The 12,153-nt window shown below is 68.6% G+C and carries 10 protein-coding genes; 6 read left to right on the top strand and 4 right to left on the bottom strand.

The features are described from left to right. Positions 1 to 29 precede the first annotated feature (29 nt). Together ACYVL2_RS17185 and ACYVL2_RS17180 are read left to right on the top strand one after the other, a co-directional pair. On the top strand, positions 30 to 278 hold the full coding sequence (locus ACYVL2_RS17185) for a hypothetical protein (protein WP_460545563.1): 249 nt from the start codon (positions 30 to 32) through the stop codon (positions 276 to 278). Beyond that, positions 275 to 673 (top strand): type II toxin-antitoxin system VapC family toxin, encoded by a 399-nt coding sequence (locus ACYVL2_RS17180; RefSeq protein ID WP_460545561.1) that lies wholly within the window; start codon positions 275 to 277, stop codon positions 671 to 673. Before ACYVL2_RS17185 ends, ACYVL2_RS17180 begins: the two co-directional genes overlap by 4 nt. Positions 674 to 682: 9 nt before the next feature. Here ACYVL2_RS17180 and rsmI read toward each other — a convergent pair whose 3' ends face one another. After that, a complete protein-coding gene (gene rsmI, locus ACYVL2_RS17175) occupies positions 683 to 1,537 on the bottom strand; it encodes a 16S rRNA (cytidine(1402)-2'-O)-methyltransferase (protein ID WP_460545559.1) in 855 nt (284 codons plus the stop codon). A gap of 223 nt (positions 1,538 to 1,760) precedes the next feature. Here rsmI and ACYVL2_RS17170 point away from each other — a divergent pair, with 223 nt between their 5' ends. After that, the gene (locus ACYVL2_RS17170; RefSeq protein WP_460545556.1) at positions 1,761 to 2,411 is read left to right on the top strand and encodes a restriction endonuclease; all 651 of its coding nucleotides are present in this window, start codon (positions 1,761 to 1,763) and stop codon (positions 2,409 to 2,411) included. 68 nt (positions 2,412 to 2,479) lie between these two features. Here ACYVL2_RS17170 and ACYVL2_RS17165 read toward each other — a convergent pair whose 3' ends face one another. The 3 genes from ACYVL2_RS17165 to ACYVL2_RS17155 are packed head-to-tail and all read right to left on the bottom strand — an operon-like array spanning position 2,480 to position 6,057. Then, positions 2,480 to 3,754 carry a S1C family serine protease gene (locus ACYVL2_RS17165; RefSeq protein ID WP_460545554.1) on the bottom strand — a complete coding sequence of 425 codons (1,275 nt, stop codon included), beginning with the start codon at positions 3,752 to 3,754 and terminating at the stop codon, positions 2,480 to 2,482. Positions 3,755 to 3,811: 57 nt separating this feature from the next. Continuing rightward, complete coding sequence (locus ACYVL2_RS17160) at positions 3,812 to 5,353, bottom strand: sensor histidine kinase (protein WP_460545552.1); 1,542 nt, start codon at positions 5,351 to 5,353, stop codon at positions 3,812 to 3,814. Further along, on the bottom strand, positions 5,350 to 6,057 hold the full coding sequence (locus ACYVL2_RS17155) for a response regulator transcription factor (protein WP_460545550.1): 708 nt from the start codon (positions 6,055 to 6,057) through the stop codon (positions 5,350 to 5,352). The genes ACYVL2_RS17160 and ACYVL2_RS17155 overlap by 4 nt, the downstream gene beginning before the upstream one ends. A gap of 260 nt (positions 6,058 to 6,317) precedes the next feature. On the opposite strand from ACYVL2_RS17155, the gene ACYVL2_RS17150 reads away from it, so the two are divergent. From ACYVL2_RS17150 to ACYVL2_RS17140, 3 genes are all read left to right on the top strand, one after another. Beyond that, positions 6,318 to 6,680 carry an STAS domain-containing protein gene (locus ACYVL2_RS17150; RefSeq protein WP_460545548.1) on the top strand — a complete coding sequence of 121 codons (363 nt, stop codon included), beginning with the start codon at positions 6,318 to 6,320 and terminating at the stop codon, positions 6,678 to 6,680. A gap of 162 nt (positions 6,681 to 6,842) precedes the next feature. Further along, on the top strand, positions 6,843 to 10,586 hold the full coding sequence (locus ACYVL2_RS17145; protein WP_460545546.1) for a multifunctional oxoglutarate decarboxylase/oxoglutarate dehydrogenase thiamine pyrophosphate-binding subunit/dihydrolipoyllysine-residue succinyltransferase subunit: 3,744 nt from the start codon (positions 6,843 to 6,845) through the stop codon (positions 10,584 to 10,586). A 233-nt stretch (positions 10,587 to 10,819) separates the two neighbouring features. Further along, positions 10,820 to 12,145, top strand: a complete 1,326-nt coding sequence (locus tag ACYVL2_RS17140; protein WP_460545544.1) for a type 2 periplasmic-binding domain-containing protein — start codon at positions 10,820 to 10,822, stop codon at positions 12,143 to 12,145. Positions 12,146 to 12,153: the final 8 nt, after the last annotated feature.

Raw genomic sequence — 12,153 nt, 5'->3', positions numbered from 1 at the left:
ATGCTTGCATGCAGGGATACACTGATTGCATGCCGAATGTACTCATCCGCTCGATATCGGAAGAAGAGCTGGCTCAGCTGCGGGCGATGGCCGAAGCGCGGAACCAGTCGCTTCAGGCGTTCATGGCGGACTTGGTCCGCAGCACGCTGTCGGCCGACCACAACCGGAAGAAGCTGGCCGAGGTCGAGGCGCGACTCAAGTCGATGTCATCGGCCACCTACACCACCGAGGATCTGATGGCGGCCAAGGACGCTCCCCGCCACGGAGCCGCCTCTTGATCGTCGTCGACTCCAGTGCCCTCATTCTCGCGCTCACTGACGATCGCGAGCTCGGCGACAAGGCTCGCGGGGCCCTGTCGCTGCATGAGCAGTGGGTGGCTCCCGGACACTTGACGTCCGAGTTCTGCCACGGGCTGCGCGGCATGGTCATGGGGAACAAACTCGAGGCGGACCGCGCGGAATGGGCGCTTCGCGAATACTTCGACCTTGATCTGCAGCTCATCGGCCCGGACGCGTCCGCGGTCGAACGTGCTTGGAAACTGCGTCACAACCTCTCCTCGTATGACGCGCTTTATGTCGCGGTGGCGGAGCGGCTCGATCTGCCGTTGCTGACCGCCGACGCCAGAATCCACCGGGCCGGCGTCGCGCAGTGCGAGATCACGACGCTACGGTGAGACCGGTGATCATCCGGCCGTGTTGATCAGAGCGTCGTAGACGGTTCGGCGCGACACGCCGAACCGGGTCGCCACCTCCTTCATCGCGGACTTGCGGTCCGTGCCGGCCTCCTCGAGCCGAGCCACCGCCGCCGCCAGCGCCTCGGGCGTGGCCGCCTCAGGGTCCGGGCCGGACCAGCCCTCGATCACGAGGGTGATCTCGCCTCGCGGCGGGTCCTCCCGCGCTCCGGCGGCCAACTCCCCCAGCATGCCGCGTCGGACCTCCTCGTGCGTCTTCGTCAGCTCCCTGCACAGGGCCGCCGGTCGGTCCTCGCCGAAGGACGCGGCCATGGTCCGCAGTGTGCTCTCGACGCGGCGCGGTGACTCGAAGAAGACCATCGTGCGGCGCTCTTCGGCCAGTGATGCGAACAGGCGCTTGCGTTCGCCTTCCTTGCGCGGGGCGAAGCCCTCGAAGCAGAACCGGTCGCACGGCAGCCCGGACAGCGCCAGCGCCGTGGTGACCGCGCTGGGCCCGGGTGCGGCCGTGACGTCGACGCCGGCCTCGACGGCGGCCCTGACCAGTCGGAAGCCCGGGTCGGACACCGAGGGCATCCCGCCGTCGGTGATGACGCAGACCCGCTTGCCATCGTACAATTGTTCGAGAAGCCTTTCGGTCCGGCCGGCCTCGTTGCCTTCGAAGTACGACACGACGTCGGCGTTCGCGCTCACTCCGAGCTCGCCCAGGAGCCGCTGAAGGCGCCGGGTATCCTCTGCGGCGACGATGTCGGCGCGGGCCAACTCGGACGCCACCCGAGGTGAGGTGTCCTCAGGGTTTCCCAGCGGCGCACCGAGAAGCACCAACACGCCCGTCGTTGAGGTTGACATCGATCCAGTATCCAATACCGTTCACCTCGCCGACGCACGGCTTGCGGGCGCCCCCGGCGCCCGAGTGAAGTGCGGCGGCACGCCGCACATGCAGGCTGTCGATCCATCTTGTCCGGTACCCGACAGTGGCCTTACATACGAGCGAACGGTAACGGATACTCGGAGTCACAAGACAGGCGACATAACGCAGCTGCACGCCCTCTCGAACACAGTGGAGGCCGCCATGTCCGTGATCGTCAGAGCGGGAGCAGTACTCGCCGCTCTCGTCCTCGGATACCTCGCTCTCGGATTCATCGCCGCACACTGGGCCTGGTTCGCCGCCGCCGCGATCCTGTTGGGGGGCACCGCCCTCGCGGCATGGGTCCTGTTCCGCGGACGCACCCGCGTCCTCGATCCGCGCGACCGCGAGCTCGAGCACGAGCGGTACGAGCTGATGCAGAGCATCGACGACATGCCGGTCCAGCTCTTCGACGCCATGGTCGGCCAGCTCCTGGTCCGCCTCGACGCCAAGCGCGTCAAGAAGTTCGGGCACCGGCGCAACAACCTCGGCTGCAACTTCGTGGTGACGCTCAACGGAGGGCGCCGCATCGTCGTGCGCGCCAAGAAGGACGACCGGACCGTCAAACGCGAGGGCGTCCGGCACATCCAGCTCCTCGGCGGTGAGATCCACGCGCGCTGGTCGTGCGACGCCGGAGTGCTCATCACCAACGCCAACCTGCACAAGATCCGCCATGCCGCCAAGAACGAGACGGTGGCCGCCCAGCTCGGCGTGGTCATCATCGACCGCGAGCGCCTCGCCGAGTGGGTCGACACCGGCGAGCCGCCGGCGATCCTCCGTCCCGTGCCCAAGGAGCTCCAAGCGGCCAAGCAGTGATCGGCGCGAGCCCGTCCGGGCCGGCGCCGCGGGACGGCGCGGTCCCGTGGCGCCGGCTCTCGGCGCCGTCACCGCGATCCGAGGGTGACCTCGGTCGTGTGCTCCTCCTCGTTCCGCATGAACGTGATGGTGACTTCGGTGCCGCTGGCGGTGCTCTGCACCAGCGAGGCGACCTCGGAGGCGCTGGCGACCCGGGTGCCGTCGATGGCGGTGATGATGTCGCCGGACTCGAGTCCGGCGTCCTCGGCCGGCGACCCCGGCTCGACTTCGAGGATCATGGCCCCGTTGCCCTGGGTGTCCGCCATCGAGACGCCCAGGTAGCCCCGCTCGACCGAGCCGTGCTCGATCAGCTGCTCGACCACGTCCTGGACGGTGTTGGAGGGGATGGCGAAGCCGAGGCCGATGCTGCCGGACTCGGTGGAGGCGATCGCGGTGTTGATGCCGATCAGCTCGGCGCTGCCGTTGACGAGCGCGCCGCCGGAGTTGCCCATGTTGATCGCCGCGTCGGTCTGGATCAGGCCGGTGAGGGTCTGGGCCGACTGCGGGCCCTGGCCTCGCGAGTCCTCGCTGGCGAGCGTCATGGAGCGGTCGAGGGCGGAGACGATGCCGGTGGTCACGGTGCCTTCGAGGCCCAGCGGAGAGCCGATGGCGACCGCGGCGTCGCCGACCTGCACCTCCTCGGAGTCGGCGAAGGAGACCGGCGTCAGGCCGTCGGCGTCCTCGACCTGGACGACCGCCAGGTCCTGGGTGGCGTCGGTGGCCAGGACCTCGGCCCGTTCGACGGTGCCGTCGGAGAAGCGGACCTCCACGGTGTCGGCGCGGGATACGACGTGGTTGTTGGTGACGATGTAGCCGTCCTCGGAGTAGACGACGCCCGAGCCTTCGGCGGATCCGGTCACGATCGTGACCACCGAGGGGCTGACCTCGTCGACGATGTCGGTGTAGGTCATTCCGGCGCCGGGATCGACCGACACCGACTCGACGACGGTCGTGCCGGGTCCTCCTTCTGAGAGGAGCCATCCGGCGACGCCTCCGGCGGCGCCGGCGATGAGGACCAGTGCCAGCGCGGCGGCCACGAGTTTGCCGCGGCCGCGTTTCGGCGGGGGTGCGGCGGTGTCGGGCCCGGGTCCGGGGCTCGGCTGCCAGAACGGCGGTGCGCCGGGCGCGGCCATGTGCGGTGCGGCCGCGGCATGGGGCTGCCCGGGGTGCGTCCGCCCGGTCTCGGGGGCCTGCTGCGGATCGGATTCGCGGGCGGGATCCGCGTCCGGGGGCGGGGCGGCCCGTTCGGGTTCGGGAGGTTCTCGGTCCCCGCCGGGGCGCGGGGTGCTGTCAGCGTTGCTCATATCAAGCAGCATGCAGGCCGACGCTGCCCGCTCGCTGCAAAAACGCCTTAAAACCCTTTAATGATCCGAATCGTCCTCGGCGCCCGGCTCGGCGTCGAACCGGACGGTGAACTCGGCGCCGCGGCCCGGTTCGGAGTCGACCGACACGTCCCCGCCGTGGGCGGTCACGATCGCGGCCACGATCGCCAGACCCAGGCCCGTTCCCGGGTGGGTGACGCCCTCGGAGCGGAAGAACCGCTCGAAGACCCGGTCGGCGACCTCGGGCTCCATGCCGGGGCCGTCGTCGGCGACGCGCATGATCACGTCGTCGCCGTCGGTCGTGACCTCGACCGAGATGCGGGTGCCGGCGGGGGTGTGGCGGACGGCGTTGGTCAGCAGGTTGTCGATGACCTGTCGTATGCGGGCCCGGTCGGCGTCGATCACGGCGCGCGCGCCGGGCGTGGAGGTGAAGGCGAAGACGTGGTCCTCGGCGATCACGGCGTTGGCCTCGACCGCTTCGCGGGCGAGTTCGGCCAGGTCGACCGGCTCGGTCTCGACCGGGCGCTCGCGGCCGAGGCGCGCCAGGTTGAGCAGGTCGCCGACCAGGAGGCCCATCCGTTTGGCGGCCTCCTCGATCTGGCCGATGTAGTGCAGCCGCTCGGCCTCGGGCATGCCGGGGTTGCTGCGCACGAGTTCGGCGTAGCCGCGGACGCTGGTCAGGGGCGTGCGCAGCTCGTGGGAGGCGTCGGCGATGAACTCGCGCATCCGGCGCTCGGAGTCGTGGGCGCGTTCCTCGGAGTATTCGCGGGCCCTGATGGAGCTCTCGATCTTGCCGAGCATCGAGTTGAGCGCGAGGCCGACGCGGCCGACCTCGGTGCCGGGGTCGCGCGGGGGCACGCGCCGGGAGTAGTTGCCGGCCGCGATCATCGCGGCGGTGTTCTCGATCTGGCGCAGCGGGGCGAGGCTGGCGCGGACCAGGCCGACGCCGAGAGCGGCGAGGCCGGCCAGGACGCCGGCGGCGATGAGGATGTCGACCCACACCAGTCCGGCGACGGTCTTGTCGAAGTGGGCGAGTTTGTACGACAGCGCGTAGTAGTCGGCGTAGTCGCCGTCGTCCTCGGCGTCGTCCTTGAGGCTCGCCTCGGGCGCCCTGTCGGGGTTGAGGCTGCCGATCTGGTCGCCGCGCATGGCCATGACGCGCCAGCGGGTGGTGCCGTCCTCGGCCAGGGCGGTGAAGGCCTCGCCGCCGGCCTTCTCGATGTCCTCGATGGTGAACGAGGGGCGGTTCGGGCGCTCGGTCGGCACGTCGAACCGCGTCTGGGAGCGGTAGACGGCGCTGAAGATGTACTGGTTGGGGCGCACGCCGAGGGTCTCCACCGAGTCGTCGGAGCCTTCGAGGAGCGCCTCGTTGGCGGTGGCCGGGTCGAGCTCCAGCAGGTAGTTCTCGAGTTCGTCGTCCACGGTGCCGAGGAAGTAGGAGTGGAGCGCCAGGATGGAGGAGACGCTGATGAGCACCAGCGACCCGGCGACGAGCGCCAGGACCGCTGCGGTCAGCCGGACCCGCAGCGGTGTCCGATCCCATCGTTCCCGTACGGCCTCGACGAAGTGGGGCGCGTTCAACGATTCTGCTCCCGCAGGACGTAGCCGATGCCCCGCAGGGTCTGGATGAGTTTGGGCTCCCCGGTGTCGACCTTGCGGCGCAGGTAGGACACGTACGACTCGACGATGCCGTCGTCGCCGCGGAAGTCGTAGCGCCACACGTGGTCGAGGATCTGGGACTTGGACAGGACCCGGCCGGCGTTGATCATGAAATAGCGCAGCAGCTTGAACTCGGTCGGCGACAGCTGCACGGCCTCGCCGGCGCGCCAGACCTCGTGGGTCTCCTCGTCGAGCTCCAGGTCGGCGTACTTGAGGCGGGAGGGCCGCGGGAGTTCGCCGACGCTGCGGCGCAGCACCGCGCGGATGCGGGCGACGACCTCCTCCAGGGCGAACGGCTTGGTGATGTAGTCGTCGCCGCCGACGGTAAGGCCGGTCACCGTGTCGGCCGTCTCGTCACGCGCGGTGAGGAACAGCACGGGGGTGCGGTCCGAGCCCGAGCGCATCCGGCGCACGACCTCGAAGCCGTCGAAATCGGGCAGGTTGACGTCGAGCACGACCAGGTCGGGGCGGTGGCGGGCGATCGACCGCAGCGCCTCGTCGCCGGTGCCGACCGCGTGAACCGCGAAGCCGGCGTACCGCAGGGAGGTGGCCAGCAGCTCGCAGATGTTCTCCTCGTCCTCGACGACCAGGAGCGTGGCCTCTGATTCCGGGTTCGACTGGGGCATAGACCTCATCTTCACATGCTCGGCGCGGAACTGGTCAAGGGTGGATCTGAGAATACGTCGCCGAGGCCCTCTCGCCCACCGCTTCCGGTCTGACCTGGAGCGGCGTTCGAAGGAGGTGTCCGATAGATCACCTGTTCACTTCGGGAGAACTGGGCGTGCACGGTCTGTCCGCGGTCGGCCATGTCGGATAGACTTTGTGTCGCAGCCGAGTACGGCAGGTGCTCGGGCCGTGAAGCCCTACCAGTCTGTTAGGTGAGTTCATGACGCTGTCAATCGAGACCGGCACGACCGAGAACGGGGTAGTCACCGTCGAGTTGGCCGGCGAGGTCGACTACGCGACGGCCCCGCAGATCCGAGAGACGATCACCAATGCTTTGGAGGCGGGAGGCCTCACGGCCATCCGGGTCGACGTCGCCAAGGTCACGGTGCTGGACTCGACCGGTATCGGGACGATCGTGGTGGCCTACCGCATCGCCCGCGAGATGGGCGTGGAGCTCGCTGTGGTGAACCCCAACCGGTTCATCACCCGCCTGTTCACCGTCGTCGGCGCCGAGGAGCTGCTCGAGGAGCCCACCGAGACCTTCGCGGCCCCGCAGGAGAGCGGCGCGTCCCAAACCGCATGAGACCCGCGAGGGGCGGCCGCGCCGCGGCCGCCGGAGCTCACAAGTGACCGGTTCCGCAAGTGCGTTACCGGTACTACATATTTCTCGCCTCGCGGTTACCCTTGATCGGGGGACTGGCGTCTCCCGTCCACGCAGCGTCTGCAAAGAAGAGGCGATTGAGCTGTGTCGAGTTCGACTCCGGGCAGTCCGTTGACCGATTTCGGTGCCAACGAGTGGCTGGTCAACGAGATGTACGAGCGCTACCGCGAGAATCCCGAGAGCGTCAGCGCCGGATGGCGCGAGTTCTTCGGCGGCGATGAGGTGAGTCCCGAGGCCGCCGACGACGGGGAGGCCCAGACCGCTCCGGCGGCCGCCGACGCGACGGCGACCCGCGGCGAGGCGGAGACCCCCGCGGCGGGCGAGCCCGCGCCGCGGGTCGAGAAGCCCGCCGAACCCGAGGTGGTTCCCGAACCCGCCGCCGAGTCGCCCGGTCCCGCCCCCAGCGAAGAGAAGAAGGCATCACCCAACGTGAACAAGTCGGCACCCGCGCCGGCGCTCGGCTCCGACGGCGCCTCCGTGACCAGACCGCTCAAAGGCGTCGCCGCCAAGGTCGCCCAGAACATGGACGCGTCGCTGGAGATCCCGACGGCCACGTCCGTGCGCGCGGTCCCGGCGAAGCTGCTGTTCGACAACCGCGTCGTCATCAACAACCACCTGCGCCGCAGCCAGGGCGGGAAGGTCTCCTTCACGCACGTGATCGGCTACGCCCTCGTCCAGGCGGTCAAGGCGCACCCGAGCATGAACACCTCCTACAAGGAGGTCGACGGCAAGCCCACCCTGGTCACGCCCGAGCACATCAACCTCGGCCTGGCGATCGACGTGCCCCGGCCCGACGGTTCGCGCACCCTGGTGGTGCCGTCCATCAAGGGCTGCGAGTCGATGGACTTCCGCGAGTTCTGGCAGGCCTATGAGGACCTGGTCCGCAAGGCCCGCAACAACAAGCTCACCATGGAGGACCACGCCGGGGCCACCCTGACGCTGACCAACCCCGGCGGCATCGGCACCGTCCACTCGGTCCCGCGCCTGATGAAGGGGCAGGGCCTCATCGTCGGCGTCGGCGCCATGGAGGTGCCCGCCGAGTTCGCCGGGGCCTCCGACGAGACCCTCGCCGACCTCGGCGTCTCCAAGATCATGACGGTCACCTCGACCTACGACCACCGCATCATCCAGGGCGCGGAGTCCGGCGAGTTCCTCAAGACCCTGCACCAGTACCTGCTCGGCGACGACTTCTGGGACCAGGTCTTCCGCAGCCTGCTCATCCCCTACGAGCCGGTCCGCTGGGTGCGCGACGTGGCCAAGACCCACGAGGGCCAGATCGACAAGAACGCCCGGGTCATCGAGCTCATCCACGCCTACCGGGTCCGCGGCCACCTCATGGCCGACACCAACCCGCTGCACTACGAGATCCGCCACCACCCGGACCTCGACATCCTGTCCCACGGGCTCACGCTCTGGGACCTGGACCGGACCTTCCCGGTCGGCGGCTTCGCCGGCCAGCAGCGCATGAAGCTGCGCGACATCCTCGGCGTCCTGCGCGACTCCTACTGCCGCCGCATCGGCGTGGAGTACATGCACATCCAGGACCCCGAGGAGCGCGAGTGGCTCCAGCGGCGCATCGAGGTGCCGTTCGAGAAGCCGAAGACCGAGACGCAGAAGCACATCCTCGGCCGCCTCAACGCCGCCGAGGCGTTCGAGACGTTCCTGCAGACCAAGTTCGTCGGCCAGAAGCGCTTCAGCCTCGAAGGCGGCGAGTCGCTCATCCCGCTGCTCGACCAGGTCCTGCACTCGGCGGCCGACGACGAGCTCGACGAGGTCGTCATCGGCATGCCCCACCGCGGGCGGCTCAACGTGCTGGCCAACATCGTCGGCAAGAAGTTGTCGAAGATCTTCACCGAGTTCGAGGGGCACATCGACCCCAAGAGCATCGGCGGATCCGGCGACGTCAAGTACCACCTCGGCATGACCGGCAAGTTCACCTCCCCGGACGGCAAGTCCGAGACGACCGTGTCGGTCACCGCCAACCCCTCGCACCTCGAGGCGGTCAACCCCGTCCTCGAAGGCATCGTGCGCGCCAAGCAGGACAAGATCAACCTGGGCGAGGACGGCTTCACCGTCCTGCCGGTGGCCATCCACGGCGACGCCGCGTTCGCCGGCCAGGGCGTCGTGGCCGAGACGCTGAACCTGTCGCAGCTGCGCGGCTACCGCACCGGCGGCACCGTCCACGTCGTGGTCAACAATCAGGTCGGCTTCACCACCGCCCCGGCCTACTCGCGCTCCAGCCTCTACTGCACCGACGTCGCCCGCATGATCCAGGCGCCGATCTTCCACGTCAACGGCGACGATCCCGAAGCGGTCTGCGAGGTCGCGAAGCTCGCCTTCGCCTACCGGCAGCAGTTCCGCAAGGACGTCGTCATCGACATGGTCTGCTACCGCCGGCGCGGCCACAACGAGGGCGACGACCCGAAGATGACCAACCCGCAGATGTACCAGGTCATCGACGCCAAGCAGTCGGTCCGCAAGCTCTACACCAGGGCGCTGATCGGCCGCGGCGACATCACGATGGAGGACGCCGAGGAGGCGCTGGCCGACTACCAGGCGCAGCTCGAGCGGGTCTTCCGCGAGACCAAGGAGGCCCTGGCCGGGCAGACCGACCCGATGCCGTGGCGCCACCAGCCCGAGCCGGTCGCCGACATCGACACCTCCGTCGACGCCGAGACCATCGCCATGATCGGCAAGGCCCACACCACCCTCCCCGAGGGCTTCAATCCGCACAAGGCCGTCCGCAAGGTCCTCGAGAAGCGCAGCGAGATGTCCACTTCGGGCAACATCGACTGGGCCTTCGCCGAGACCCTCGCGTTCGGCTCGCTGCTGATGGAGCGCAAGGCCGTGCGCCTGGCCGGCCAGGACTCGCGGCGCGGCACCTTCGTGCAGCGCCACGCGGTCGTCATCGACCAGGCCACCGGCGCCGAGTACACGCCGCTGTCCCACCTGGGCGAGGGCACCGAGCGGTTCTTCGTCTATGACTCGCTGCTCAGCGAGTTCGCGGCGATGGGATTCGAGTACGGCTACTCGGTGGAGAGCCCGGGGATGCTGGTGGCATGGGAGGCCCAGTTCGGCGACTTCGCCGACGGCGCCCAGACCATCGTCGACGAGTTCATCTCCTCCGGCGAGGCCAAGTGGGGCCAGCACTCGGGGGTGACCCTGCTGCTGCCGCACGGCCACGAAGGCGCCGGACCGGACCACACCTCGGGCCGGATCGAGCGGTTCCTGCAGCTGTGCGCCGAGGAGAACCTGCGGATCGCCAACTGCACCAGCCCGGCCAACTACTTCCACCTGCTCCGGCGCCAGGCGCTCGACCCGGTGAAGAAGCCGCTGGTCGTGTTCACGCCGAAGTCGCTGCTGCGCCACAAGGCCGCCGTCAGCCAGCTCGACGAGTTCACCGGCGGACGCTTCCAGCCGGTGCTCGCCGACCCGGCCGTGGCCTCCGGTCAGATCGACCCGGCCGGCGTGAAGAAGGTCCTGCTGTGCTCCGGCAAGGTCTACTACGACCTGGCCGCGGCGCGCCAGCAGCGCGGCGTCACCGACACCGCGATCCTGCGCCTCGAGCAGCTCTACCCGATCCCGGCCGCGAACCTGCGCGAAGCGCTGGCGGCCTTCCCTGGCGCGACCGACACCGCCTGGGTCCAGGAGGAGCCGACCAATCAGGGCGCGTGGTCGCACATCGCGCTGAACCTGCTCGAGGAGCTCGACGGGGTGCACCTGCGCCGCATCTCGCGGCCCGCCGCGGCGGCGCCGTCGACCGGTTCGCCGAAGGTGCACGAGGTCGAGCAGCAGGCGCTGATCGACGTCGCGATCCCACAGCCCTAGCACGATTCGCTTTGCGTCACTAAGCAAAGCTCGTCAACAGAGAGAGGGAGGCCGTCCGGCCTCCCTCTTTTTTCGCCCTCGCCTGGCGTTACGACATCATCACGGATTACATAGATGCGAAATATACATATGAGCACTCTTGACTACCTCGCAAGTTATCGCTAACAATGTTGTGACGGTCACTGGTTTGATCAGCGTGCCCGGCAAACAATCACACAGGAAGTGATGCATATATGCGAAACAATCCCTCACCTCCGGGTTCGCTGCACCGGAGAACCCTCCTCGCCGGGTCGGCGGCGGCCGCCGGACTCGGCCTGACCGGATGCGGCTCTCTCTCGGCCTCGCTGAGCGAGAAGACCTTGGTCAAGCAGTGGAACCTCCTCGCCGGCGCCGACGGCGCCATCATGACGTCGATGCACGACCAGTTCATGGGCGAGCACCCCGACATCGAACTTCAGGCGACGACCTTCGGCTGGGGGACGCCGTTCTACACCCGCGTGGTCATGGGGGCCTCCGGCGGCAACGCCGCCGACATCGCCACCATCCACGTCTCCCGGCTCAAGAGCCTCTCCCCCGACACCCTCATGGACGCGATCGAGATCGACGAGATCGTCGAGGCCGGGCTGAATCCCGAGGACTTCCCCAGCGACCTCTGGGAGAAGTGCTTCGTCGACGACAAGCTGTACGCCATCCCGATCGACACGCATGCGCTGGTCAACTACTACAACCGGACCGTCTGCGAACAGGCCGGGGTCCTCAACGCCGACGGCACGCTCCTGGAGACCCACGGGGTCGAGGAGTACTTCGACCTGCTCCGCGCCGTCAAGGACGTCACCGGCGAATACGGCACCTCCCTCGACACCTTCGCCGGCTGGCGCCAGTTCTGGGCCTGGTACCGGCAGCAGGACGGCGAGTGGATCTTCCACGAGGACGACTTCGAACTCGACGACGACAAGGCGCTGGCCGCCATCGAGCCGATGTACCGGATGGCCGAGGAAGGGCTCTGCCCCACCTTCGCCGACGGCGCCCAGTGCGCCGCCAACTTCGAGAACGGCGCGGCCGGACTCGTCCAGGTCGGCAACTGGGAGATCGTCCGCTTCCGGGCCTTCGACGAGGCGCAGGGCCTGGACTTCTCCATCACCGAGATGCCCGACTTCTACGGCAATCGCCGCACGCAGGGCGACAGCCACGCCTACATCCTGCCGCGGCACAACTCCTGGGACCCCGAGGTCCGCAAAGCCACGATCCGGTACGCGGGCTGGATGCTCCAGAACAGCTTCCAGTGGGGCGCCGGCGCCGGCCACACTCCCGCGTACCTCCCGGTCACCGAGAGCAGCGAGTACCAGCAGCTCCAACCGAACGCCGAGTACTCGGGCGTGGTCGACAACGTCCAGCTCGACCCCGACGTCTGGTTCGCCGGTTCGGCCGCCCGCATTTACGACGAGGTCGGCAGCGTGCTCCAGCAGGTCTACGCCCTGGCGATGACCCCCGAGGACGCTCTCGCGCTCATCAAGGAGCGGACGCACGCGCTGCTCGACCTGCCCAACCCGGTTGACTGAATCGATTC

The sequence above is a fragment of the Glycomyces halotolerans genome (genome assembly GCF_054779575.1).
This window is presented reverse-complemented; position numbering and strand designations above follow the sequence as displayed.